Here is a 22,970-nt window from a genome sequence, read left to right as displayed (position 1 = left end):
CGCGGTAGCCGAATCTCGCGCCGGGAATTCGGTCCGGATCACGCGCTTGAGGGTCCATGCGTCGCTGGCCTCGTGGGTCGCCGATTCCGCTTGCATGACGGAGCGCAGAAAACCCTGGTTGTCGAATTCGACGATGCGTACGCCCCGCATGCTGCCGTCCGATTCCAGCGCGTTGACGTTGACCGCGTATTGCGAATAGGCTTGTCTTTCTTTCAGCCAGGCACCGGTATGGCCCACCGTGATGTGCCCCTGGTAGCGGGCCTTGAGCAGTTGTGCGCTGCGGTCGGCGACCGGTGACAGGTAATCGCCAATGGCAAAAGTCAGCAGCACGAAAGCCAGACCCAGCATCAGCAAAGTTCTCAGTGCACGCCAGGGACCTAAACCACTGGTTCGCAAAATGGTGTACTCCGAACTCTGGGCAAAACGCGCCATCACGAAAATCGTCCCGATGAGAACTGCGATGGGCAAGAGTTCATAAAGATGACTTGGAATCATCAACGTGACGTAGCTCAGGGCATGGCCCAGCTGATAGGCCGCGGTCTCGGGCCGTCCGATGGACTGGATTTCTTCCACCAGATCAAAAAAGAAAAATAGCGAGAGAAAGCACAGGGTGACAAAACTCACCGCGGAAAGTATCTCGCCATAAATCAACCGTCGAATGGTTTTCAAGTCGCTGACTTTCTCAAAAGTGAAGTGCGCAGAGGCCACAAGGTGTACCAATGCCAATTGTTGTGCCCCTTGGCCAGCCAGAAGGCTCCGAACAGCAGAGCGCCACCGTGCAAGGCCAGCAAATATCCGCCAAACGTGAATTTTCCCGCGGCAATCCAGTTCTGACCCAGGTTCAGCAGGTTGTTGTACAGCACAAAGGCAAACAAGGAAAAAACCAGATTGGCACTTCGTCCGACACGCGGATTGGCGCTTGAAACCGCAACGCCGATGATCACAAAATTGATCGCCGCCAGAATCAATCCGATGCGCCAGGACAACTCCGCCAGATTGGGTAGCGACAGGTTTTTCAGCAATTCGAGGGTGGGGCGGGTGTTGACCGGGACAAAATCGCTGCTGCCAAGAGCATCCACGCCCACTTTGATGCCGTATTCCTCAAACTCACTGATCTTCAACTCGGTCTTGCCAACCACACTCTCCAGTCGCTGCCCGTTGCTGAGCGTCAGGTAGCGATCTCGCGCAACGTGCTCAATCCGGCCACTGCGAGCCGAAGTGATGGTCTCCTTGCCATACTCGGTGGTGGCGATGAAGACGTTGGAGCCAGACTGCTTGCCACCGGCATTCTTTTCCACGAAAAAGACCCGTTTGCCGCCCGCCGACTCCTGAAACTGGCCCGGTTCAACGCGCTCGATATCGCCCCGTTTCTCGTATTGTTCCTTCAGTTTTTCGATTCTCTGGTTGGACCAGGGCAGCACCAGCAGCGCCAGCGCGGCGATGACCAGCAATACCGGCCAGGCAAAGCGGAACAGGGGTCCCAGCAAAGCGGACAAGCCGCGGCCACTGGTGAACCAGATCACCATCTCGGAGTCGCGGTACATGCGCGACAAGGTGGCAAAAATCGAGATGAACAGACTCATGGTCAGAATGGTGGGCATGTAGGCGAGCACCGTGTAGCCCATCACCAGCAGCACGTCAGACGGGTTGAAGCTGCCCCGTGAAGCCTGCCCCAGCGTGCGAATCAAGGTCATGGTCATGACAACAGTCGCGAGAACGACCAGCGTGGCGCCAAAACCGCGTGCAACTTCCTGGCGAATGGAGGAATGGAATAACATATCCTGATACTTTACGGAACAGACCGCGGCCGCGCCAAGCGAGCCCGCACTGTCCTCAACCGATTGAAAAGGTGAATTATGAACTTTGAACTCAAGACATCAGGCCTGGCCGACGCTGTCAGCGAGAAATGCGATGCCCTGATCGTTTTGCTGGCCGAATCCTTCAAGCCGGGCAAAGACGTTTTGTCCGGCTTGGTGTCGCAGGTGTTGAAGGCCGGTGACCTGGAAACCAAGGCCGGCAAGTCGTTGCTGCTGTACCGCCCGAGCGGGCTGGCCTGTTCGCATCTGGTACTGGCCGGCATCGGCGACGGATCGCTCAAAGAGTTGCGCCAAAGTGTCGCCGCGGCGGTGACGGCGGTCAAGTCGAACAAAGTCAAGAAGCTGGTGCTGTGCTTTGCCGCTTCGCCCCAGGCCGACGCATTGCGTTGCGCTGTCATGACGGTGGCCGATGCCAGTTACGTGTTCACGACGACCAAATCAAAACCGGAGCCCCGGACCTTGCGGCAGATCGTCGTGAGTCTGCCCGCCGCAACGGCGCTGAAACCTGTTTTTGACCAGGCGGTTGCCACCGTGACCGGTATCGAGTACGCAAAGGAGTGGGCCAATCGACCGGCCAACCATGCCACGCCCACCATGCTGGCGAGCGCCGCCAGATCCTTGGCCAAGTTTCCCAATATCAAATGCGAGGTGCTAGGCCCCAAGGAGGTGAGCAAGCTGGCGATGGGTTCTTTCCTGGCGGTGGCGCGTGGCTCGGAGGAGCCTTTGCGCTTTATTGTGCTGCGCTACGCCGGCACGGTGAAGACCGAGGCGCCCACGGTTTTGGTCGGCAAAGGCATCACTTTCGATAGCGGCGGCATTTCCATCAAACCGGCTCCGGAGATGGATGAGATGAAGTTTGACATGTCCGGTGCCGCCAGCGTGCTGGGCGTTTTTCGGGCCTTGGCGGAGTTGAAACCCGCCATCAACGTGATCGGTTTGATCCCGGCCTGCGAAAACCTTCCGGACGGCCGGGCCGTGAAGCCGGGTGACGTGGTCACCAGCATGAGTGGCCAGACCATTGAAATTCTCAACACCGATGCCGAGGGGCGGCTGGTCCTGTGCGACGCCTTGACCTATGCCGAGCGCTTCAAGCCGCGCGCCGTGGTGGACATTGCCACCCTTACCGGCGCCTGCATGATTGCCCTGGGTGGCGTGCGCAGCGGCCTGTTCGCGAGCCATGATGAGCTGGCCAACGCCTTGCTGCTGGCCGGCGAGTCGTCCTCCGACCTGTGCTGGCGCATGCCTTTGGATGAGGATTACGCGGAAGGTCTGAAATCGAATTTTGCCGATACCGCCAACGTCGCCGGGCGCGCCGGCGGCGCCATCACGGCGGCCAAGTTTTTGCAGCGTTTTGCCGGCAAGTTTCCCTGGGCGCACCTGGACATCGCGGGCACCGCCTGGAAGAGCGGAACCAGCAAAGGGGCGACCGGGCGACCGGTGGCGCTGTTGTTGCAATACCTGCTGACGGCCACCAAATAGTGCCCATGACATCGCCCATGACGGAGGTCGCGTTTCACTTCAATGCGCCGGACCGCATGGCTTACACCTGCCGCCTGCTGCGCAAGGCGGTGGCCAGCAAGGCAAGGCTGGTGGTGACGGGCTTGCCCGATACGCTGCAGCAACTGGATACGGCCCTGTGGACTTTTTCCGCCACTGATTTTGTGCCTCACTGTGACCTTGACGGCGACGCCGCGATGGTCGCCGCTTCGCCCGTCATCTTGGCGCGCTCGATCAAGTCGGTGCCCCATTGGGAGGTGTTGCTCAATCTGGGTCCGCAGGTGCCGGATGGATTTGAGCGCTTCGGACGGGTCATCGAGATCGTTGGCCAGGACGACGAGGATCGCCGACTGGCACGCGGCCGCTGGAAGCATTACGCCGAACACGGTCACGCGATCACACGCCATGACCTGACTTTGAAAACGTCTTCCTGATGAGTGACCCGGCGCGAAATCCATCCCGCTTCCTGCCCACTCTGACCGAGGTCGTAGCGCCGTCCCCTCCGGTCGCCGCGCCGACCCCCGAGCTGGAACAGATCGTCCAGTCGGTGCTGCAGCGTCTCGATGGCGTGATCGAACGCCGTCTGGCCGAAGAACTCGAGCGTGTTGTGCGGGAAGTCGTGGCGCAGACCATGAACGCCTCGGCCCACCCGCAGGAACTGGAGTAGCCGGATATTGCCGGTCCGGATTGGTGACTTCCCTATGTTTGTGGCTCGATAATTGCTGTATCGTATCGGGGTGGAGTTATTAAATTCACATTTACCTTAATTTTTGGAGTTGTCTATGCAAGTGAAATTGAAAATTACCGTTGCTGCAGCGATCGCCGCCGCCGCTGGCTTGGCGATGGCGCAAGACGTGCAGGTCGTCAAGATCGGTCACGTTGCGCCGATGTCCGGTGGTCAGGCCCATTACGGCAAGGACAACGCCAACGGGTCGATGATGGCGGTTGAAGATCTGAACAAACAAAACCTGGTTATCGGCGGCAAGAAGATCAAGTTCGAGTTGATGGCCGAAGATGATGCAGCCGACCCGAAACAGGGCACGGCCGTGGCACAAAAACTGTGCGATGCCAAAGTCGCTGGCGTGGTCGGTCACCTGAACTCCGGCACCACCATTCCGGCTGCCAAGATCTACAACGATTGCGGCATTCCCCACGTCACCGGCGCCGCTACCAACCCCAACCTGACCAAGCCCGGCTACAAGACAACTTTCCGTATCATTGCCAACGACAATGCGCTGGGCGCCGGTTTGGCAGTCTATGCGGCTGACACTCTGAAGCTGAAGACGGTTGCCGTCATCGACGACCGCACGGCCTACGGCCAAGGTGTTGCCGAGGTGTTCAAGAAGACCGCTCTGGCCAAGGGCATGAAGGTTGTGGATGAGCAGTTCACCACCGACAAGGCAACCGATTTCATGGCCATTCTGACGGCCATCAAATCGAAGAAGCCGGATGCTATTTTCTACGGCGGCATGGACGCTCAAGCCGGTGCCATGTTGCGCCAGATGGACCAATTGAGCATGTCCAACGTGAAGTTCTTCGGCGGCGATGGCATCTGCACATCTGAAATTATCAAGATTGCCTCGGGCGCCAAGAGCCTGGATGGCGTGGTCTGTGCCGAAGGTGGCGCATCCATCGCCAAGATGCCTGGTGGTACCGCCTGGAAGGCTCGCTACGATGCCAAGTTCCCTGGCCAGTTCCAGATCTACAGCCCGTTCACCTATGACGCCACGTTCGTTCTGGTCGATGCCATGAAGCGCGCCAATTCGACCGACCCGAAGGTCTACACGCCCAAGCTGCTGGAGACCAACTTCAAGGGTGTCACGGCCAATATCGCCTTCGAACCCAACGGCGAGTTGAAGAATCCGTCGATGACACTGTCCACCTACAAGGGCGGCAAGAAAGTTTCCCTGAACTGATCCCGTTCCGGGTCTCGAAAGAAAGCCACCTTCGGGTGGCTTTTTTCTTGCCCTGGCAGACGCGGCCAGGGAAATCCAGCCTTGGCTCAGTTAAAATTCGAAATGCTGGAGCGGTGGATGAGCGGTTTAAGTCACACGCCTGGAAAGCGTGCGAGGGGTAAAACCCTCCGCGGGTTCGAATCCCGCCTGCTCCGCCAGTTTTGTCCGTGGGGTAGAGTCAAAAGAAGCGACTCTACCCCCGCCACAAACCCACCCAATGATTTCAACCTGATGGCTCAATGACTGCACCCGATTTTTCAATGGGCGTTGCTTTTGTGGCTGGGCAGTATGTTCCCATTTCCAGCGCCAGCATTCCGATCACCGACTGGGGCTTTCTGCGCTCCGACGCCACCTATGACGTCGTGACCGTATGGGACGGCGCCTTCTTCCGCATGGACGCACACCTGGAGCGCTTCATGCGCAGTTGCCAGCGCTGGCGGCTTGACCCGGGTTTGACGCCGGCGCAGATCGCCGAAATTCTGTCGCAGTGCGTGCGCCTGAGCGGACTGCGCTCCTCTTATGTCGAGATGATCTGCACCCGCGGCCAGCCGCCCTGGGGCTCACGCGACCCACGCCTGGCGCTCAACCAGTTCTACGCCTTCGCGGTGCCCTACGTCTGGATCGCCAATGAGCAGCAACGTGGAGCCGGGCTGCATGTGATGGTCAGCGACGTGCAACGCATTCCCGCCACTTCGGTCGACCCCTCGGCCAAGAACTACCACTGGAACGACTTGACGATGGGGCTGCTGGGAGCGCTCGATGCCGGGGCCGACAGCGTGCTGCTGGTCGACGCCGCAGGGAACGTCGTGGAAGGCCCCGGCTTCAACGTGTTTTGCGTCAGCCATGGCGTGCTGGTGACACCCAATGCGGGCATGCTGGAAGGCGTGTCACGCCGCACGGTGATCGAGATGGCGCAGTCTCTGGGCCTGCCATTGCAACTGCGCGACTTGCCGGCCGACGAGTTGCGCGCCGCCGACGAAGTGTTCCTGTCGACCTCGGGTGGCGGTGTCTTGCCGGTGACGATGGTGGACCAGCGAGCCATCGGTGATGGCACGGTGGGCGCCATCACGCGCCAACTGGTACAGACCTACTGGGCCTGGCACAAGAATCCGGCCTATAGCCTGGCGATCGATTACGCGCTTTGATGCGCCAGTCTTGCGCTCAGGCGATGGCCTTGTACAGCATGTAAGCGGCCAGCACATACAGGATGCTGGCAAACACCCGTTTGAGCTGCTTGACCGGTAACTTGTGGGCCGCTCTGGCGCCCAGCGGGGCGGTCAGCACGCTGCAGGTCGCAATCACACCCAGTGCCGGTAGCCAGATGTAGCCAAACGAATGCGGCGGCAGGTTTTGCACGCCCTGGCCACTGATGATGTAGCCGGTCACGTTGGCCAGCGCAATGGGCAGTCCCAGCGCCGCCGATGTGGCAACCGCGGTGTGAATCGCCACATTGCACCAGGTCATGAACGGCACGCTGATGAAGCCACCACCGGCGCCCACCAATCCCGACAGAAAACCGATCACGCCGCCGGCGCCCATCAGGCCCGCGGTACCCGGCACCTGGCGTGTCGGCGCGGGTTTCTTGTCGAGAAACATCTGGGTTGCCGAGAAGCTCACAAACACAGCAAAGAAGAGTGCCAGCGATGAGCCCTTGAGCAGGGCGAACACGCCCATGCTGGCGATGGCGCCGCCCAGGATGATGCCGGGTGCCAGCCCCCTGACCAGATCCCAGCGCACGGCGCCGCGGCGATGGTGCGCGCGCACGCTGGAAATCGAGGTGAATATGATGGTCGCCATGGAAGTCGCAATGGCCATCTTGACCGCCAGATTCGGACCCACGGAACGCCCCGACAAGATGATGGTGATGAACGGCACCATCATCATGCCGCCGCCAATGCCCAGCAGGCCGGCCAAAAATCCGGTGCTCAAACCGAGCACGGCAAGTTCAATGATCAGCAGGGGTTCAAGGTTCATGGGGAGAAGGAGTGTAGGTGTCTGCAAGTGCCGCCGAACCGGCATCCTGAACCGGGGTTCAGGTGGGCGAGGTCAACTGGACATTGGGTTCATCTAACGCGAGATGATCACGCCTGACCAGCGATATTCCAAGCCCGGGCTCTAAGAGCATTGGTTCAAGGAAATATAAAGTCCGACGAGCACCGCAGACCTGGCAGATTGTAGAGCCTGACGAGCCAACGCGCACGCCGGGACGCTGCTTTAAAGCAGGCGACCGTCATCACCCAGTGCTTCGTCCAGGCGTTCCAGCAGAGACGCCAACACCAGGTTGTCGTCCGCCGCAACGGCACCCGTTGCAGCAGCCGGCGCAACGCCGGGCGTGTGGGTTGCAGCCGGCGCGGCGCCGCTGGTGCTGCCCTGGTCCGCCAGATCAAACGCCAGATTGAGCGCGGCCAGCACCGCAATACGGTCGCGTGCCTTGACTTTGCCGCCGTCACGGATCTTGCACATGGCGGAGTCGACGCGTTCAACCGCTTCGAGCAGACGGAGGTCCCCGCCCTCGGGGCAGCCCAGCAGGTAGCTCTGCCCCATGATTTGTACTTCAAGCTGTTTCATGCGAGGCTTTATGGCTTTCTGACGGCGGTCGCTTCAGGCAAGCGCTCCAGCAGCGCATCGACCCGGGCGCGGGCCGCGCCGAGACGGGACTTGAGGGAATCGCGTTCCTGCGTAAGGGTGTCGACCTGGGCACTGAGCAGGACATTGGTGCGCTGCAGTTCCTGGTAACGCAGCAGCAAACGCTCCACGCGCTCGGCAATTTGGTCGATTTGGGACTGGTTCGACATAGCCTCGCATTGTAGGGTTTGGCAAAACAAACGGCAGTAAAATCACACCGTTGGTGCTCGCGGTGTGGTTCACACGCCGCAGTTCAACGGGAAGCAGGAGGGATTTGCCGTCAATCGCAAATCCCAACCTGCGCTGCCCCCGCAACGGTAAGTGGACGAATCCTGCGCGATTCAGCTTCCATCATGGTCACTGAGCGTTTTGAACACGCGCTTGGGAAGGCGATGGAGGTCGTTCCACCAGCCCGGATACCGGCCAACAAGGTGGTTGCACGCCCTGGCGCGCAGCCGTGATGCTCAGGCACCGTCGGGGACGACGGTGAGGGCTTTTATTGCTTCTTTCCTATTTATGACAACTCGTGATTTTTCCTTGCGCGCAGGTGCATCGTCGCGCCTGGCCGTCTTGCCGCTGGCGCTGGCCGCGGCCTTTCCCCTGCTGGCGCACAGCCAGCTATCCCAAACGCTCAATGATGTGCTGGTCACGGCCCCGCGATTCGCGGAGTCCGCCGCTCCTCTTCCGTTTGGCGTCAGCGTGATTACGGCCAAAGAAATCCAGGCCTCCGGCGCCAATTCCGTCAACGAGGCGGTGATGAAATTGCTGGGCGTTGCCGGACGCCTGGACACCTCGGGCGGCAACAACTACACGCTCGATCTGCGCGGCTTTGGCGTCACGGCGGACAGCAACCAACTGGTGATCGTCGATGGTTTGCGACTCAACGAGGCTGATCTTTCGAGCGCCGGACTGGCGTCCATTCCGATCGAGTCGGTCGACCGGATCGAGGTCTTGCGCGGCAGCGGTGCCGTGCTGTATGGCGAGGGTGCCACCGGCGGCGTGATTGTCGTCACCACCAAGGCGGCAAGCGGCGCGCAACGTGTCAATGCGGCCCAGTTGTACGGCGCCGTCGGCAGCAACGGTTTGCGCGATATTCGCGCCAGCGCCGTGCTCGCCTCCGGTGGTTTTTCGATCGACCTATCGGCCGATGAGCGCCGCAGCGACGGACATCGGGAGAACTTTGCCTCCAACTCCAACGGCTTGACGGCTTCCGCACAGTGGCGCAATGAGTGGTTGCGCGTTGGCGCCCTGGCCGGCCGCAATTCCCTGGACAGCGGTTTGCCCGGCCCGCTGACGGCCCAGCAATACGCGGCGGACCCGCATCAAGCCCAATCCAGCACCGACTACGGCAGCAGCAAGAAAGAGAATGCCGGCGTCTTTGCCGAGGCCAGCGTCGGAAGCTGGCAGTTGGCGGCGGACGCAAATCAGCGCTCCAAGAAAAACAGCAGCATGTCGTTCGGCAGTCCTTACGGCTACGACGTGGACGCCTCCAACTACAGCCTGCGGGCCCGGCATGAGGGCAAGGTGGGAGCTTCGGCCAACGTCTTCGTCGTCGGGTACGACAAGGACGCGTGGGCGCGGACCATCACCCAGTCCGCCTACACGCCCATCGGCACCCGGGCAACGGCCGATTCCTCGGCCATTTATCTCAAAGACGACCTGACTTATTCCGCTACCGCGACACGGCTGAGTGTCGGCTGGCGCAGCCAGGACTTGAAGAAAACGGAAGCCTCTTCGGCCACCGATTTGAAGCAGCGTCAGAACGCCTGGGAACTGGGTGTCAGCCAGCCGGTCACGCAAGAGGTCACGCTGTACGGCCGGGTCGGCCGCAGTTTCCGTCTGGCCAACGTGGACGAGTTCTCCTTCACCACGCCGGGCCTGCCGTTAGAGGCCCAGACCTCGCGCGATCTGGAACTGGGCAGCCGTTGGCGGCGGGCATCGAGCCAGCTCGATCTGCGCTGGTATCGCAATGAACTCAACAACGAATTGGGCTATGACCCGACGGCACTGGGTCCCTATGGCCCGTACGGTGCCAACGTCAATTTTGACCCGACCGAACGGCAGGGGCTGGAACTGGAGGCCCGGCAGGCGCTGAACCCCTCGCTGGACCTGCGCTTGAACGCGGCCTTGCGGCAGGCGCGCTTCACGGCCGGCGCTTACGCCGGTAAGAATCTGGCGCTGGTGCCGACGCGAACCTTCGCCGTCCGGGCGGATTGGCGGCCGGCGGCCGGTCACACACTGGACGCCGGCCTGAACTGGGTCGCGGCCCAGAACCCGGATTTCGACAACGCCTGTAGCATGCCCAGCTATGCCACCGTCGACCTGCGCTACGCCTATCAGATTCGCAGTGCCGAGTTCGCCCTGGGGATTGCGAATTTGACCAACGAGAAGTACTACACCCAGGCGTATGGCTGTTCGGCCGGCGTTACCACGGCGATCTATCCGGAAGCCGGACGCAGCGTCAGCGCTTCGGTGCGGGTCAAGTTTTAGCCAAGCGCTAAGATCAGCCAACTCAACCATGCAAGGCGATCAGATGTCTTCGGCAAGCCCGCAACCCGTGCTGAAATTGGCGCGCAGCGAGCTGATTCTGGGTGGCCAGAAAAGCGGCAAGTCGCGCCGCGCCGAGACGCTGGCGCGGAACTGGCTGGATCAGTCACCGGGCCGGCGCGCGCTGCTGATTGCCACGGCTAGGCCGGGGGACCAGGAGATGCGGCTACGCATCGCCCGCCATCAGGCAGACCGGGCCGCCCGGCTGCCAGGCATGCTCACGCTGGAGGAACCGCTGGCACTGGCCGAAACGCTGGTGCGGCACAGTCGGGCCGACACGCTGGTGGTGGTCGATTGCCTGACCCTGTGGCTCACCAACTGGATGCTGCCCATGCCGCCAGAGGCGGCGCAAAATCCCGCGCGCGCTGCTTTCAATGGCGAGCAGGTAGCCATGCTGCTGGAAGCCATTGCCGTCGCCCCCGGCCCCGTGGTGCTGGTGGGCAATGAGATTGGGCTGGGCGTCATTCCGCTGGGCCGCGAGGTGCGGGCCTTCGTCGATGCCCTGGGCCAACTCAACCAGGATGTGGCGCGGGTCTGCCAGCGCGTCACCCTGATGGCGGCCGGTTTGCCGCTGACCTTGAAAGACGCTGTATGAAGCTTTGGCGTCTGGTGAAATGGATTGCGGGTCAAGCCCGCAACGACAAATGGGCTGTCATCCCGGACTGGATCCGGGATCCATGGTTGCTGGGTTGCATCGCTGTCAGCGCCCTGTTGAGCGCCGGCGCCGCGCAAGCCCTGCAAGTGACGGACGACCGCGGCGTGACGGTGACCTTGACCCAGCCGCCGCGGCGCATCGTCAGCCTGCTGCCGTCGCTGACCGAAACCGTGTGCGAATTGGGGCAGTGCCAGCGGCTGGTCGGGGTGGACCGCTATTCCGACTATCCCGAGAGCGTGCGCGCCTTGCCGCAGGTGGGCGGTGGGCTGGACCCGAACATCGAGGCCATCGTGGCGCTCAAGCCCGATCTGGTGCTGATCGCCACGTCGTCGCGCGCCGGCGAGCGCTTGCAGGCCCTGGGCATCCAGGTGCTGGCACTGGAGCCGAAAAGCCATGCCGACGTGAAGCGCGTGCTGGAGACCATCGGCCAGGTGCTGGAGGTGCCCGATGCGCAGCGCGTCTGGCGCGCCATCGATGCAGCGCTGTCGGCGGCGGCGCAATCGCTGTCGGCCAAGGTCAAAAAAAGCCGCGTCTATTTTGAAGTCAATGGTGCCCCTTACGCCGCCGGGGAGGCCTCGTTCATTGGCGAAACCCTGACCCGCCTGGGGGTCCAAAACATCGTGCCGGCGAGCCTGGGCCCGTTTCCGCAACTCAACCCCGAGTACGTGGTGCGCGCCAATCCCGACGTCATCATGGTCGGCGATCGCAACTTCACCGGGTTGCAGGGACGACCGGGCTGGGCCGGCATCAGCGCCATCAAGGCGCATCGGGTCTGCGTGTTCAGCGCGGCGCAGTCCGACGTGGTGGTGCGGCCCGGCCCGCGCCTGGCGCAGGGTGCCCACGTCATGGCGCAGTGCTTGCGCGGCGCGCAAGGCGGCTCGCCATGAGCGCAGCGCCGGGCCGCCCCAAGCAAGCTCGCGCCCCCTTGGGGGGCAGCGAGGACACGCAGTGCCGAGCGTGGGGGCAACCATGACCGAGCGGCTGCGCCAGCACCGCAAGGCCGCTGTGCTGGGGGCCGGCATGTTGCTGGCCAGCGTGGCTTTGCTGCTGTTGGGCGCCAGCGTCGGCAGCACCGGATTCGAGAGCCTCCTGAAGGCCTGGAGCGATCCGGTGGCACAGCAGATCGTGTGGGACATCCGCCTGCCGCGTACCGTGGGCGCCTGGGCAGCGGGGGCCTTGCTGGGGCTGGCCGGTGCCGTGGCACAAGGCTTGTTTCGCAATCCGCTGGCCGACCCCTATCTGCTGGGCAGCGCCTCCGGCGCGTCGCTGGGCGTGGCCCTGACCCTGGTGTTCTTTGGCGTGTCGCCATTTGCCACCGAATGGCTGGTGCGCCTGGGCTTGACCGGTGCCGCGTTTGCCGGTGCCGTCGGCGCGGTGCTGCTCACGCTGATGCTGGCCAATGGCGTGCAACACACGCTGCGCCTGCTGCTGGCGGGCGTCATCGTGGGCGTGGTGCTGGGTGCCATGAGCTCGCTCACCATGCTGATGGTGCCGGAGGTAACGCAGGCGATGCGGGCCTTCGATCTGGGCAGCACCGGCTTCGTCGGCTGGACCGCCTGCGTCCTGATGCTGGTCGTCTGGCTGGTTTGCATGCTGGTGGCCTGGATGCTCAGCCATGTGCTCGATGGCCTGTCGCTGGGCGAAGCCACGGCCGCCAGCCTGGGCCTGCCGTTGCCGCGCATGCGCGCCGCGCTGGTGGCGGTGCTGGCGCTGGCCACCGGGACTGCGGTGGCGCAAACCGGCTTGATTGCCTTTGTCGGTCTGGCGGCGCCGCACCTGGTGCGCTCGGTGGTCAAGACCACCAACGGCCGCCTGATTCTTCTCTCCAGCCTGATGGGTGGCGTCCTGCTGATGACGGCCGACATGCTGGCACGCTGGCTGATGGCGCCGCAGGAGTTGCCGGTCGGTGTGCTGACCGCCGTGCTGGGCGGCGGCTATCTGCTGTGGTTGATGCACCGCGGCACCCGAGCCTCCGCCGGAGCGGGCCTGTGAAAGACACCCGGCACCCGGCCGCCATCGAGGCCTGCGCCATCAGCGCCAGCCTGGGCGATACCCAGGTACTGCGCGGCATCGACCTGGTGTTGCAGAGCGGCCGCTGGACCAGCATCGTCGGTCCCAATGGCGCCGGCAAGTCGACCCTGCTGAAAGTACTGGCGGGCCTGCTGCCGCACACCGGCACGGTCACGCTGCTGGGCCAGCCGATGGCGGCGTTGCCGGGGCGCATGCGCGCGCAACAACTGGCCTGGCTCGGACAAAACGAGAGCAGCGGAGACGACTTGACGGCGTGGGACGTCGCCATGCTGGGCCGCCTGCCGCACCAGCGCTGGCTGGCCGCGCCCAGTGCCGCCGATCACGCCGCCGTCGAGCAGGCTTTACGCTCCACCCAGGCCTGGGACTGGCGCGGCCGCACGCTGGGCCAACTCTCCGGCGGCGAACGCCAGCGCGTGCTGCTGGCACGCGCGCTGGCGGTGCAGGCGCAGGTGCTGCTGATGGATGAACCGCTGGCCAATCTCGATCCGCCGCACCAGGCCGACTGGCTCTGCGTCGTGCGTTCCCTGGTGCGCCAGGGCAGGACGGTGGTCAGCGTGCTGCACGAAACATCGATGGCGCTACAGGCGGACCAGATGGTCATCATGGCCAAAGGCCGGGTCGTGCATCAAGGCGCCAGCGTCGACGCCGCCACGCACCGCGCGCTGGAGCAAGTGTTCGAGCGGCGCATCGCAATTCATGCGGTGGGCCAGCAATGGGTCGCCTTGCCGCGCCCGGGCTTGCCGGTCAACCAGCAGCCAGACGTTCGGAGTGGAGAAGAACACCTCATGTCTGAAACCGGAGGCCCGGGATGAGCGCCGCGCCGGGCCGCCCCAAGCAAGCTCGCTCCCCCTGGGGGCTGATGCCCGCGGCTCCCAGCCTGCCTGCGCAGGGTGGGACGGGCAGAAGAGTCGTTGCCTCTGGCATCGACCTGTACGGTGAGGACACGCAGTGCCGAGCTTGGGGGCAGCTATGACCGCCAAATGCGTGATGGTGCTGGGCACCACCAGCGGCGCCGGCAAGAGCTGGCTGGCCACCGCCCTGTGCCGCCACTATGCCCGCCAGGGCCTGAAGGTGGCGCCGTTCAAGGCGCAGAACATGAGCAACAACGCAAGAGTGGTGGCTTGCGGAAATAGTCAAGGCGAGATCGGTAGTGCCCAGTATTTTCAGGCGCTGGCGGCCCGCGCGCTGCCCGATGTGCGCATGAACCCGCTGCTGCTCAAACCCGAGCGCGACACCCATAGCCAGGTGGTGCTGATGGGGCAGGTCGATGAAGCCTTGTCCAGGATGGCGTGGCGCGGCCGCAGCGCCAGCGTCTGGCCGGTGATTGTCCGGGCGCTCGATGAGCTGCGGGCGGAGAACGACGTGGTGGTGATCGAAGGCGCCGGTTCACCGGCTGAGATCAACTTGTCCGACAGCGACATCGTCAACATGCGCGTTGCGCTGCACTGCAACGCCGCTTGTTTGCTGGTGACCGACATCGACCGCGGCGGCGCCTTCGCCCACTTGTACGGCACTTGGGCGCTGCTGCCCGAGCCGGAACGGGCGCTGATCAAGGGTTATGTCCTGAACAAGTTTCGCGGCGATGCCAGCCTGTTGGCGCCGGCACCGCAGATGCTGCGGGACCTGACGGGTATTCCCACGGTAGCGACGCTGCCGATGTGGTGGCAGCACGGCCTGCCGGAGGAAGACGGAATCTTCGATGACCGAAGTACGGCACGCGGCGCGGTCACGCTGACGGTCGCCGTCATCGTCTACCCGCACTTCAGCAATCTGGATGAATTCCAGCCACTTAAAAACATCCCTGGCGTGCGCCTGTTGTGGGTGCGCAGCCCGGCCCAGTTGGTCGGGCTGGCCGCCACCGACTGGATCATCCTGCCCGGCTCCAAGCACACCAGTGGCGACCTGGCCTGGCTGCGCCAGCAGGGGTTGGACGGCGCGGTCGCGCGTCACGCCGGGCAGGGTGGGGCGGTGCTGGGCATTTGCGCCGGCCTGCAAATGCTGGGCGAGGCGCTGATCGATCCGCTGGGCCTGGAGCACGCCTATCTGGGCAACGCGCCGGGTCTGGGACTGCTGCCTCTGATCACCGTTTTCGAGGCCGATAAAACGGTGCGGCGGACGCATACCTGTTTCGACGCCGGCCTGCGCGGACCGTGGGCCGCACTGGCCGGCGTTCCGGTCGCAGGCTACGAGATTCACCACGGCCAGACGCAACAACACGCCGCCATGGCCCAAGGCGGCGACCTGGCGCGCGCCGTCATGCCGGGTGGCCTGGCCTGGCAGAACGGCGCCGGCAATGTGCTGGGCCTGTATCTGCATGGCCTGTTTGAAGACCCTGCCGCCTTGCAGGCCTTGTTCGGCGCCAGTCCGAGCACCCCGGTGCCGACGCTGGACGCGGTCTTCGACGGCCTAGCCGACTTCATCGAGCGGCATTTCGAGCCCGGCGTTCTATCGACCTTGATTGCCTGAGCGCCACTTGCCCTGAGTTATTTCATCACCCATGATCTTCTCGCCACCTCCAACCGGACCCATCACCATGACTTCTTTTTTGCCCACCTTGACGGACCTGCGCAGCCCGGCGCTGACGCAGGCGCTGCAACACAAGCTGAACAGCAAGACCAAGCCGCTGGGCTCGCTGGGCCGGCTGGAATCGCTGGCGCTGCAACTGGGCGAAATCCTGGGCAGCGAGTCGCCGCTGCTGGAAGCGCCGCAGATGGTGGTGTTCGCTGGCGACCATGGTCTGACGGCGCGCGGCATCTCGGCTTTTCCCAGCGACGTGAGCTGGCAGATGGTGGAGAACTTTCTGGCCGGCGGTGCCGCCGTCAGCGTGCTGGCGCGCCAGCATGGCATCAGCCTGACGGTGGTGGACTGCGGCGTCAAGCACGACTTTCTGGCCGGCCTGCCGAGCGGCACGCAGCGCGCCGGCCTGCTGGTGCGCAAGGTGACAGGCGCCGAGCAGGGCACGGCCGACTCATCGGCGCAGCCGGCCATGAGCGGGGCCCAATGCCGCCAGGCGCTGCAAAACGGGCAGCAGATCGTCGATGCTCTGCCCGGCAACGTGCTGCTGCTGGGTGAAATGGGCATTGGCAATACCTCTGCCGCGTCCCTGTTGCTGGCGCGCCTGGCCGGGCTGGACATCGAGCTTTGCACTGGCGCCGGCACCGGGCTGGATGCACCCGCCGTGCAACGCAAGACCGAGGTGCTGCGCCAGGTGTTGGCGCGCCACCCGCGGGCCAGCGCGCCGCTGGATGCGCTGGCGGCGCTGGGCGGCCTTGAGATCGCCACCATGGTGGGGGCCGTGCTGCAAGCCGCGCAGCAGCGCCGCGTGGTGCTGGTGGACGGCTTTATTGCCACTTCGGCGGTGCTGGTGGCGCACGCCCTGCAACCGCTGGTGTTGCAGCGCTGCGTGTTTGCGCATCGCTCGGGCGAGCGTGGCCATGAGTTCATGCTGCAGCATCTGGGAGTGCAGGCGCTGCTCGATCTGGGCTTGCGGCTGGGCGAAGGCTCCGGGGCTGCGCTGGCCTGGCCGCTGTTGCAGTCGGCCTGCGCCATCCTGCGCGAGATGGCCAGTTTCGAGTCGGCCGGCGTCTCTGAAAAATCCGCGGCCCAGCCAAGCGCAGCATGAACTTCCTGCGCCACTATCTGCTGGCGGTCCAGTTCTTCACCCGCATTCCGATTACCGGGCGGCTGGCGGCCTGGGTCGGCTACAGCCCGGCGTTGCTGCGCGCCAGTGCCGGCCACTTCCCCGGTGTCGGCGTGCTGGTGGGGGGCCTGGTGGCGGGCTTCACGGCCTTGTTGCTGGCGTACTTGCCGGAGGGTGGTTTTGCGCCGCTGGTGGCGGCGGTGTGGGGCACTATTTTCGGCGTATTGCTGACCGGCGCTTTTCATGAGGACGGTCTGGCCGACGTGGCCGACGGGCTGGGCGGCAGCCCGGAGCGGGAGCGCGCCCTGCTCATCATGAAGGATTCGCGCGTTGGTGCTTTTGGCGCCATTGCCGTGCTGCTGGCGCTGCTGGCCAAGGTGTCGCTGCTGGCCTTGCTGGGCGCGGTCAGTGGCCCGTTGCTGTGCAGCGCCTTGTTGCTGGCCCATGTGGTGTCGCGCGCTTGGCCGCTGCTGATGATCCGCCTGCTGCCGCATGTGGGTGATGCCGCCGGCTCCAAATCCAAGCCGCTGGCGGAGCAGATCAGTGGCGCCGGCCTGCTCACAGCCCTGGCCTGGTGTGTGTTGACGCTGGTCCTCTTTTTGTATGCGCAGGCCAACCTTGATTTCCTGGCGCTTGATGCCGCCACCGACGCGCTCGGCGGAGCACTGGGTGGCGCCATGCTGGCCTCCGGCGCCGCCTTCGTGCTGATGTGGCGCTGGTTCCGGCGGCGCTTGCAGGGCTTTACGGGCGATTGCCTGGGCGCCACCCAGCAGGTGTGCGAGCTGGCGTTCTACCTCGGTCTGGCGCTGTGTTTGTAAAAACTGTGGAGGGGAACGCATGAAGCTCTGGCTGGTGCGCCATGCACAACCCCTGATCGCAGCGGGTGTTTGCTACGGCAGCACCGATGTTGCGGCCGATGCCCAGGCGACGCAGCAAGCGGCCCTGGAATTGGCCCAAATCCTGCCGCCAAACCTTTCGATGATCTGCTCACCGCTGCGGAGATGCCAGCACCTGGCCGACTGTTTGCAAGCGCTGCGGCCCGATCTGCTTTGTGCCACCGATGCACGCCTGGCGGAGATGGACTTCGGCTGCTGGGAAGGCCAGCGCTGGGACGCCGTTCCTCAAGCCGACTATGCGCGCTGGCTGGCCGACTTCAGCCGGCATCGCTTTGGCGGGCGGGAGAGCGTGGCTGAATTGATGCAGCGTGTGGCCGGCGCCTGGCGCGACACCCAGCGCATGGGCGTGGACGCGGCATGGATCACCCATGCCGGTGTCATTCGCGCGGCCACCTTGCTGGCCAGCGGGGTGCAGCAACTGGAGCGGGCGGCGCAGTGGCCACGCGAGGCGCCGGCCTTTGGCGGCTGGTGCGAACTACCCCTTTGAGCGGACCCGATCAGCCGGCTTCGACCCGGTTGCGCCCATTGGCTTTGGCGCGGTACATGGCGGCGTCGGCACGCGCAATCAGCGTATCCACGGTGTCGTTGTCGTTCATGTTGGTCGTCACGCCAATGCTCACGGTGTACGGAGTTCCCGGCCCGGCATGGTTACAGGCCTCGCGAATGCGCTCGGCCACCAGCAGCGCTTCCGCCGGCGAGGTATCCGGCAGCAGCGCCAGAAACTCTTCACCGCCGAAGCGCGCCAGCAGATCGGGTCGGCGCAGTAAGGCGTTTACCTTGGCCACAAAGTCGACCAGCACCCGATCACCGGCCTGATGGCCAAGGCTGTCGTTGATGCTCTTGAAATGGTCCAGATCCATGACCAGCAAGGCCATGCTGCGGCGATGGCGGCGGCAGCGCGCCAGCTCGCGCCTGAGTGCCTGGTTCAGATGGCGCCGCGTCAGCGCATTGGTGAGTGAGTCATGGGTTGCCAGGTGTTCCAGCTCGGCGCGCAGACTCTCAGTCGCCATCAACACCAGGCTGATGGAGAGCAGCAAAATACAGATCACGAAGCTGGTGACATAGACCAGGTGGTGCGGCGAGGTGTCCAGAATATTGTTGCCCATGGGCCAGAAGAACGACGTCACCAGGCGCATCACCTGGATCACCGCCATCACCAGCAGCACGCCAGTGGTCAGCACCCTGGCCAAGGTGGGTGAACCCTGCTTCAGCACCAGATAGGCGTGGACGGTAAACAGGTTGGCGGCCAGCAGATTGGCCAGCACCAGGCGCACGTGGTAACTGGGCTGCACCGCGGTGAACCAAAGCTGCACCAGCGTCACTGCGCTGATCAGGGTCATCCACGGCGCCACACGGGGCGTCACGCCAAAGAAGCGCTGGCTGCCGACGTAAGTCAGGTAGAGCCCCGATGCGACCAAGAAGCGGGAGACCGAGATGACCACGGCGTCGGGCAGGGTGCCCAGTCCGGTGGCCATCATGCCGCCCCCAAAGACCAGCAACAGGGCCGCCGACCAATGGCCCAAACCCTTGATGGAGGCCGGGTAACTGCGCTTGAGCGAGTACAACACCAGTGCCATCAAGCCGCTCATGACACCACCCAGCAGGATGACGGTTCGGGGGTCAATCAGGTTCATGGCCAAAGCCGGTTTCAGCGCGGTGGCGCGGTTTTGCTTGTGAAATCGCAGAACTGGCTGACACCGCATTGCCAGCATAAGGGCTTGCGCGCCTGGCAGACATAGCGGCCATGCAATACCAGCCAGTGGTGCGCGTCCACCAGGTAGGCCGGCGGGACGCGTTGCAGCAACTTGTGCTCGACTTCCAGCGGCGTCTTGCCGGGCGCCAGACCGGTGCGATTGGCGAGCCGAAAGAGATGGGTATCAACCGCCATGGTGGCTTCACCAAAGGCCACGTTCAGCACCACGTTGGCGGTTTTGCGGCCGACGCCGGGCAAGGCCTCCAGTGCCTCACGCGTGCGCGGCACCTGGCCGCCATGCCGCTCGATCAGGATCTGGCAGGTCTGCAGCAGATGTCTGGCCTTGGAGCGGAACAGGCCAATCGTCTTGATGTAGCCCTCCAGGCCTTCCTGCCCCAGTGCCAGTATTTTTTGCGGTGTGTTGGCCACCGGGAAGAGCCGGCGCGTCGCCTTGTTGACGCTGATGTCGGTGGCCTGCGCCGACAGCAACACGGCGCACAGCAGTTCAAACACCGAGCTGTATTCAAGCTCGGTCACCGGCGTCGGGTTGGCCGCTTTCAGGGTGGCAAAAAAGCCTTCAATCGCGGCTGGTTTCATGTGTTTTTTTGAGGTGCTCAGTCTGAATAATAATCTGACGATACCGCAATCCCGGAACAACGAAAGATTTCCATGCAATTTGCCGAGCGCCTGAACACAATAGAAACCTCCGCCATCCGCGAACTCTTCAAACTGCTGGGCAAGCCCGGCATCATCAGTTTTGCCGGCGGCTTTCCGGACCCGGCGCTGTTTGACGCCGAAGGCATCAAGATTTCTGCCGATGCCGTGCTGGCCAACAACCCCGGCCCGGTGCTGCAATACGGTGCTACCGAAGGCTACCAGCCGCTGCGCGAGGCGATCAGCGCCTTCTACGCCGCCAAGGGCGGCGCCGGCAGCGCGGCCAACGTGGCGGTCAAGCCCGAGGGCCTGATCGTCACCACCGGCAGCCAGCAGGCGCTGGACCTGATCGGCAAGACCATGATCTCGCCCGGCGACAAGGTGATTGTGGAAGCGCCAACGTTCCTCGCCACAATCCAGTGCTTTCGCCTGTACGGCGCGCACATCATCGGCGCACCGATCGATGCCGATGGCGTCGACGTCGACCGGCTGGAAAAACTGATCGTCGAGCACAAACCCAAGCTGGTCTATCTGATCCCGACCTTCGGCAACCCCAGCGGCGCCACGCTGAGCCTGGCGCGGCGCAAACGGATTCTGGAGATCGCGGCGCGTACGCAGACGCTGGTGGTGGAGGACGACCCCTATGGCGAACTGTATTTTGACCAGCCGCCACCACCCAGTTTGCTGGCCTTGAGCGAAGGCGTGCCCGGCAGCCGCGACTGGCTGGCGCACTGCGGCAGTTTCAGCAAGATCCTGTCGCCCGGTTTGCGCGTCGGCTGGATGATCGCGCCCGCCGCCTTGCTGGCCAAAGCCACCATGTGCAAACAGTTCAGCGACGCCCACACCAGCAACCTGACGCAAGCCATCGCCGCCCATTACCTGACCTTGAACCGGCTCGACGCTACGCTGGCTGTCGTGCGCAAAACCTATGCCCAGCGCGCCCTGGTCATGGCCCAATCCCTGCGTCGCGAACTGGGCGACGCCATCGCCTTCAACCAGCCGCAAGGCGGCATGTTCTTCTGGGCCAAACTCACCGGCGCCAATGGCAAGGCCAGCAACGCCAACGACTTTGCCAAACGCGCCATCGACAAGGGCGTCGCCTTTGTCCCCGGCGCCCCGTTCTTCGCGCACGACCCCGATCTATCCACTTTGCGGCTTAGCTTTGCGACGGTGGGACTGGAGAAAATTGAAGAGGGGATTGGGAGGTTGGGGCAGGCGCTGTAGGTGGTTTTCTACGACTCTCCGAAATACAGAAACGGCAGGGTCGTTGCGTCAGCGCTGAAGGTTTGCGTTCAGCCGTCGCCGAGTGCGGTCAGATGCCGCGCATGGTTGCAGCACCATGGCAAGTGAATGAGAGCGCCCTTCAGAACATCTTTTTGATGCAAATTTGTCCCCCTTTGCGAATAATCAAACAGATGGTTCGTTTTGCGTTCACGCTTGCCAGATGATGTTGACACCGTTGGCGACGCAGTAGTTTGCGGCGGGTAGGCAACTTGTTACCACCCAGGAGGTTACTATGATGAATGTCATGCCGACAATCGCTGTCGCTCTGACGATGGTTTCATTCTGCGCAACTGGCATTGCGCAAACCCAAGGCAAGGCAAAACTGGATATCGGAAAACGGGAGTACGAGTCCAAATGCATGGTCTGTCATGGACCCGTCGGAAAGGGGGACGGATCGTACGGCGAGTTGTTGAAGAAGCCCGCAAGTGACTTGACGACATTGAAGAAACATAACGGCGGCGTCTTCCCGGTTGAGCGGATCTCAGCCGTAATCGATGGGAGAGAGTACGTCAGGGAGCACGGAGGGCGAGAGATGCCGATATGGGGCAAGCAATACAGCATGGAGACCGTGGCGGCGGCTGAGTACTATGTGGATGTTCCTTACGACCCGGAAATGTTTGTGCGCGCCCGTACTCTCGCGCTGATCGACTACCTGAACAGGTTACAGACCAAATGAACAACTCAGGCACTGCGTGGGAATGCGTCGATCAGCATTGAGTTGAACGGCCGGAAGGAATCATTCAGCCATCATTCCAACGGACCTCGGACGGTCAAAAACGAACTTTGAGCGGCGACCATTCACAGATGGGGAGTGCTCCCCCATACTGCAGAGTAAAAAATGGCGTGACTGCACACGATGTGAAATCAAGCCGCGGACTCAGTCTCCAGGGAGCCCCATGCTGGCTCGGAAACTTCGCCAGCACGCTCGCGTCTGCGCCGCGAACTGGGCGACGCCATCGCCTTCAACCAGCGGCAAGGCGGCATGTTCTTCTGGGCCAAACTCACCGGCGCCAACGGCAAGAGCAGCAACGCCAACGACTTTGCCAAATGCGCCATCGACAAGGGCGTGGCCTTTGTCCCCGGCGCCCCGTTCTTCGCGCACGACCCGATCTGTCGACTTTGCGGCTTAGCTTTGCGACCGTGGGGCTGGAGAAAATTGAGGAGGGGCTTGGGAGGTTGGGGCAGGCGCTGTAGGCGGGTGCCTTGGCCCCCGTGTTACATGAACGGGGGTCGCCGACGTTTAACGCTTGCAATCGGTGGCATGAACAAGCAAACGAAGCGCAGCTTGTCACCATACCTTGCGTGACCTTATTAGCCCAAGATTTGTCTCTTCTGTTGTTGGAACTCTTCGTCGCTCAACACTCCGCGCTCCTTGAGCGCAGCGAGACGTTCCAGTTGCTCAATACTATTGCCGCTAGTTGTCGGCGAATTGACGATTCCCGTCTTCACAGTTGTGGGATTGATAGAAGTCTGCTTGCCAAGTAAACAACCACAATGCTCGCATTTAGTTGCTTGTAGCAAATTGTGCTCGCCACACTTCGGGCATTTGTTAAACATAGCGTCTTAAATAATGCCGCATAGTCTCTTCAGCATTAAGTTGGGTTTCGTCCACCGATTGAAGCATTTCTGCACGGCGACGAGCACATCTCCAAGTGTCTCGAAGTGCCGGTTGTGGG

At 63.0% G+C, this 22,970-nt stretch carries 24 protein-coding genes, 1 tRNA gene, 1 pseudogene and 1 riboswitch; of the genes and pseudogenes, 18 read left to right on the top strand and 8 right to left on the bottom strand.

Annotated elements, in window-relative coordinates; genetic code table 11:
• Together PHS32_RS22245 and lptF are read right to left on the bottom strand one after the other, a co-directional pair.
• On the bottom strand, window positions 1-669 hold a 669-nt coding region (locus PHS32_RS22245), incomplete at its 3' end, for an LptF/LptG family permease (RefSeq protein WP_301081612.1).
• The gene (gene lptF, locus PHS32_RS22240; RefSeq protein WP_301081611.1) at window positions 666-1,778 is read right to left on the bottom strand and encodes an LPS export ABC transporter permease LptF; all 1,113 of its coding nucleotides are present in this window, start codon (window positions 1,776-1,778) and stop codon (window positions 666-668) included. The genes lptF and PHS32_RS22245, both read right to left, overlap by 4 nt.
• A 78-nt stretch (window positions 1,779-1,856) precedes the next feature.
• On the opposite strand from lptF, the gene PHS32_RS22235 reads away from it, so the two are divergent.
• The 6 genes from PHS32_RS22235 to PHS32_RS22210 all read left to right on the top strand — a co-directional run bounded on the left by PHS32_RS22235 (window position 1,857) and on the right by PHS32_RS22210 (window position 6,414).
• Complete coding sequence (locus tag PHS32_RS22235; RefSeq protein ID WP_301081610.1) at window positions 1,857-3,296, top strand: leucyl aminopeptidase; 1,440 nt, start codon at window positions 1,857-1,859, stop codon at window positions 3,294-3,296.
• 17 nt (window positions 3,297-3,313) lie between these two features.
• On the top strand, window positions 3,314-3,748 hold the full coding sequence (locus tag PHS32_RS22230) for a DNA polymerase III subunit chi (protein WP_301081608.1): 435 nt from the start codon (window positions 3,314-3,316) through the stop codon (window positions 3,746-3,748).
• Window positions 3,748-3,981: a hypothetical protein gene (locus PHS32_RS22225; protein WP_301081607.1), complete on the top strand. Its 234-nt coding sequence runs from the start codon at window positions 3,748-3,750 to the stop codon at window positions 3,979-3,981. The genes PHS32_RS22230 and PHS32_RS22225 overlap by 1 nt, the downstream gene beginning before the upstream one ends.
• A 115-nt stretch (window positions 3,982-4,096) precedes the next feature.
• Window positions 4,097-5,230, top strand: coding sequence for a branched-chain amino acid ABC transporter substrate-binding protein (locus tag PHS32_RS22220; RefSeq protein ID WP_301081606.1), 1,134 nt, complete (start codon window positions 4,097-4,099; stop codon window positions 5,228-5,230).
• A gap of 107 nt (window positions 5,231-5,337) precedes the next feature.
• Window positions 5,338-5,427: transfer RNA gene (locus tag PHS32_RS22215), tRNA-Ser, on the top strand.
• An 81-nt stretch (window positions 5,428-5,508) separates the two neighbouring features.
• Window positions 5,509-6,414, top strand: coding sequence for an aminotransferase class IV (locus tag PHS32_RS22210; protein ID WP_301081605.1), 906 nt, complete (start codon window positions 5,509-5,511; stop codon window positions 6,412-6,414).
• 16 nt (window positions 6,415-6,430) lie between these two features.
• On the opposite strand, the gene PHS32_RS22205 is transcribed toward PHS32_RS22210, so the two are convergent.
• From PHS32_RS22205 to PHS32_RS22195, 3 genes are all read right to left on the bottom strand, one after another.
• Complete coding sequence (locus PHS32_RS22205; protein ID WP_301081604.1) at window positions 6,431-7,243, bottom strand: sulfite exporter TauE/SafE family protein; 813 nt, start codon at window positions 7,241-7,243, stop codon at window positions 6,431-6,433.
• A gap of 240 nt (window positions 7,244-7,483) precedes the next feature.
• Window positions 7,484-7,837, bottom strand: coding sequence for a cell division protein ZapA (locus PHS32_RS22200; RefSeq protein WP_301081603.1), 354 nt, complete (start codon window positions 7,835-7,837; stop codon window positions 7,484-7,486).
• An 8-nt stretch (window positions 7,838-7,845) separates the two neighbouring features.
• Window positions 7,846-8,064 carry a DUF904 domain-containing protein gene (locus tag PHS32_RS22195; RefSeq protein WP_301081602.1) on the bottom strand — a complete coding sequence of 73 codons (219 nt, stop codon included), beginning with the start codon at window positions 8,062-8,064 and terminating at the stop codon, window positions 7,846-7,848.
• Between the two features lie 34 nt (window positions 8,065-8,098).
• Window positions 8,099-8,337: riboswitch (cobalamin riboswitch) on the top strand.
• 73 nt (window positions 8,338-8,410) lie between these two features.
• Between PHS32_RS22195 and PHS32_RS22190 the strand changes: the two genes are divergently transcribed.
• The 9 genes from PHS32_RS22190 (at window position 8,411) to PHS32_RS22150 (ending at window position 18,150) form a co-directional block, all read left to right on the top strand.
• Window positions 8,411-10,384 (top strand): TonB-dependent receptor, encoded by a 1,974-nt coding sequence (locus tag PHS32_RS22190; RefSeq protein ID WP_301081601.1) that lies wholly within the window; start codon window positions 8,411-8,413, stop codon window positions 10,382-10,384.
• A gap of 43 nt (window positions 10,385-10,427) precedes the next feature.
• On the top strand, window positions 10,428-11,036 hold the full coding sequence (locus tag PHS32_RS22185) for a bifunctional adenosylcobinamide kinase/adenosylcobinamide-phosphate guanylyltransferase (protein ID WP_301081600.1): 609 nt from the start codon (window positions 10,428-10,430) through the stop codon (window positions 11,034-11,036).
• Window positions 11,033-11,983 carry a helical backbone metal receptor gene (locus PHS32_RS22180; protein ID WP_301081599.1) on the top strand — a complete coding sequence of 317 codons (951 nt, stop codon included), beginning with the start codon at window positions 11,033-11,035 and terminating at the stop codon, window positions 11,981-11,983. Before PHS32_RS22185 ends, PHS32_RS22180 begins: the two co-directional genes overlap by 4 nt.
• A gap of 82 nt (window positions 11,984-12,065) precedes the next feature.
• Window positions 12,066-13,088, top strand: a complete 1,023-nt coding sequence (locus tag PHS32_RS22175) for an iron ABC transporter permease (RefSeq protein ID WP_301081598.1) — start codon at window positions 12,066-12,068, stop codon at window positions 13,086-13,088.
• Window positions 13,085-13,939 (top strand): ABC transporter ATP-binding protein, encoded by an 855-nt coding sequence (locus tag PHS32_RS22170; protein WP_301081597.1) that lies wholly within the window; start codon window positions 13,085-13,087, stop codon window positions 13,937-13,939. Before PHS32_RS22175 ends, PHS32_RS22170 begins: the two co-directional genes overlap by 4 nt.
• Before the next feature lie 157 nt (window positions 13,940-14,096).
• Entirely contained in the window at window positions 14,097-15,593 is a 1,497-nt protein-coding gene (locus PHS32_RS22165; protein ID WP_301081596.1) for a cobyric acid synthase, read from the top strand.
• A gap of 67 nt (window positions 15,594-15,660) precedes the next feature.
• The gene (cobT, locus tag PHS32_RS22160; protein ID WP_301081595.1) at window positions 15,661-16,749 is read left to right on the top strand and encodes a nicotinate-nucleotide--dimethylbenzimidazole phosphoribosyltransferase; all 1,089 of its coding nucleotides are present in this window, start codon (window positions 15,661-15,663) and stop codon (window positions 16,747-16,749) included.
• Window positions 16,746-17,585: an adenosylcobinamide-GDP ribazoletransferase gene (locus PHS32_RS22155; RefSeq protein ID WP_301081594.1), complete on the top strand. Its 840-nt coding sequence runs from the start codon at window positions 16,746-16,748 to the stop codon at window positions 17,583-17,585. Before cobT ends, PHS32_RS22155 begins: the two co-directional genes overlap by 4 nt.
• 19 nt (window positions 17,586-17,604) lie before the next feature.
• Complete coding sequence (locus PHS32_RS22150; RefSeq protein WP_301081593.1) at window positions 17,605-18,150, top strand: histidine phosphatase family protein; 546 nt, start codon at window positions 17,605-17,607, stop codon at window positions 18,148-18,150.
• A gap of 10 nt (window positions 18,151-18,160) precedes the next feature.
• Here the strand turns inward: PHS32_RS22150 and PHS32_RS22145 are convergent, their stop codons facing one another.
• Both PHS32_RS22145 and nth read right to left on the bottom strand, forming a co-directional pair.
• Window positions 18,161-19,297: a GGDEF domain-containing protein gene (locus tag PHS32_RS22145; protein ID WP_301081591.1), complete on the bottom strand. Its 1,137-nt coding sequence runs from the start codon at window positions 19,295-19,297 to the stop codon at window positions 18,161-18,163.
• Window positions 19,298-19,311: 14 nt separating this feature from the next.
• Window positions 19,312-19,953, bottom strand: coding sequence for an endonuclease III (nth, locus tag PHS32_RS22140; protein ID WP_301081590.1), 642 nt, complete (start codon window positions 19,951-19,953; stop codon window positions 19,312-19,314).
• A 72-nt stretch (window positions 19,954-20,025) separates the two neighbouring features.
• Here nth and PHS32_RS22135 point away from each other — a divergent pair, with 72 nt between their 5' ends.
• The 3 genes and pseudogenes from PHS32_RS22135 to PHS32_RS22125 form a co-directional block, all read left to right on the top strand.
• Entirely contained in the window at window positions 20,026-21,234 is a 1,209-nt protein-coding gene (locus PHS32_RS22135; RefSeq protein WP_301081589.1) for a PLP-dependent aminotransferase family protein, read from the top strand.
• Window positions 21,235-21,526: 292 nt separating this feature from the next.
• Window positions 21,527-21,970 (top strand): cytochrome c, encoded by a 444-nt coding sequence (locus PHS32_RS22130; RefSeq protein ID WP_301081588.1) that lies wholly within the window; start codon window positions 21,527-21,529, stop codon window positions 21,968-21,970.
• 249 nt (window positions 21,971-22,219) lie between these two features.
• Window positions 22,220-22,488 (top strand): annotated as a pseudogene (locus PHS32_RS22125) (aminotransferase class I/II-fold pyridoxal phosphate-dependent enzyme); the annotation flags it as partial.
• A 117-nt stretch (window positions 22,489-22,605) separates the two neighbouring features.
• On the opposite strand, the gene PHS32_RS22120 reads toward PHS32_RS22125, so the two are convergent.
• Complete coding sequence (locus tag PHS32_RS22120; protein WP_301081586.1) at window positions 22,606-22,851, bottom strand: SHOCT domain-containing protein; 246 nt, start codon at window positions 22,849-22,851, stop codon at window positions 22,606-22,608.
• Window positions 22,852-22,970: the final 119 nt, after the last annotated feature.

Origin of the sequence: Rhodoferax sp. (assembly GCF_028714215.1) — a bacterium.
Lineage (GTDB): Bacteria > Pseudomonadota > Gammaproteobacteria > Burkholderiales > Burkholderiaceae_C > Rhodoferax.
Note: the sequence above shows the minus strand (reverse complement) of the source record. Positions and strands in the feature narration are given on the sequence as shown.

Bases quoted from the DNA above. Each gene is read 5' to 3' on its own strand.
- lptF (WP_301081611.1), bottom strand. From the start codon at position 1,778: ATGTTATTCCATTCCTCCATTCGCCAGGAAGTTGCACGCGGTTTTGGC.
- PHS32_RS22235 (WP_301081610.1), top strand. From the start codon at position 1,857: ATGAACTTTGAACTCAAGACATCAGGCCTGGCCGACGCTGTCAGCGAG.
- PHS32_RS22230 (WP_301081608.1), top strand. From the start codon at position 3,314: ATGACGGAGGTCGCGTTTCACTTCAATGCGCCGGACCGCATGGCTTAC.
- PHS32_RS22225 (WP_301081607.1), top strand. From the start codon at position 3,748: ATGAGTGACCCGGCGCGAAATCCATCCCGCTTCCTGCCCACTCTGACC.
- PHS32_RS22220 (WP_301081606.1), top strand. From the start codon at position 4,097: ATGCAAGTGAAATTGAAAATTACCGTTGCTGCAGCGATCGCCGCCGCC.
- PHS32_RS22210 (WP_301081605.1), top strand. From the start codon at position 5,509: ATGACTGCACCCGATTTTTCAATGGGCGTTGCTTTTGTGGCTGGGCAG.
- PHS32_RS22205 (WP_301081604.1), bottom strand. From the start codon at position 7,243: ATGAACCTTGAACCCCTGCTGATCATTGAACTTGCCGTGCTCGGTTTG.
- PHS32_RS22200 (WP_301081603.1), bottom strand. From the start codon at position 7,837: ATGAAACAGCTTGAAGTACAAATCATGGGGCAGAGCTACCTGCTGGGC.
- PHS32_RS22195 (WP_301081602.1), bottom strand. From the start codon at position 8,064: ATGTCGAACCAGTCCCAAATCGACCAAATTGCCGAGCGCGTGGAGCGT.
- PHS32_RS22190 (WP_301081601.1), top strand. From the start codon at position 8,411: ATGACAACTCGTGATTTTTCCTTGCGCGCAGGTGCATCGTCGCGCCTG.
- PHS32_RS22185 (WP_301081600.1), top strand. From the start codon at position 10,428: ATGTCTTCGGCAAGCCCGCAACCCGTGCTGAAATTGGCGCGCAGCGAG.
- PHS32_RS22180 (WP_301081599.1), top strand. From the start codon at position 11,033: ATGAAGCTTTGGCGTCTGGTGAAATGGATTGCGGGTCAAGCCCGCAAC.
- PHS32_RS22175 (WP_301081598.1), top strand. From the start codon at position 12,066: ATGACCGAGCGGCTGCGCCAGCACCGCAAGGCCGCTGTGCTGGGGGCC.
- PHS32_RS22165 (WP_301081596.1), top strand. From the start codon at position 14,097: ATGACCGCCAAATGCGTGATGGTGCTGGGCACCACCAGCGGCGCCGGC.
- cobT (WP_301081595.1), top strand. From the start codon at position 15,661: ATGACTTCTTTTTTGCCCACCTTGACGGACCTGCGCAGCCCGGCGCTG.
- PHS32_RS22155 (WP_301081594.1), top strand. From the start codon at position 16,746: ATGAACTTCCTGCGCCACTATCTGCTGGCGGTCCAGTTCTTCACCCGC.
- PHS32_RS22150 (WP_301081593.1), top strand. From the start codon at position 17,605: ATGAAGCTCTGGCTGGTGCGCCATGCACAACCCCTGATCGCAGCGGGT.
- PHS32_RS22145 (WP_301081591.1), bottom strand. From the start codon at position 19,297: ATGAACCTGATTGACCCCCGAACCGTCATCCTGCTGGGTGGTGTCATG.
- nth (WP_301081590.1), bottom strand. From the start codon at position 19,953: ATGAAACCAGCCGCGATTGAAGGCTTTTTTGCCACCCTGAAAGCGGCC.
- PHS32_RS22135 (WP_301081589.1), top strand. From the start codon at position 20,026: ATGCAATTTGCCGAGCGCCTGAACACAATAGAAACCTCCGCCATCCGC.
- PHS32_RS22130 (WP_301081588.1), top strand. From the start codon at position 21,527: ATGATGAATGTCATGCCGACAATCGCTGTCGCTCTGACGATGGTTTCA.
- PHS32_RS22120 (WP_301081586.1), bottom strand. From the start codon at position 22,851: ATGTTTAACAAATGCCCGAAGTGTGGCGAGCACAATTTGCTACAAGCA.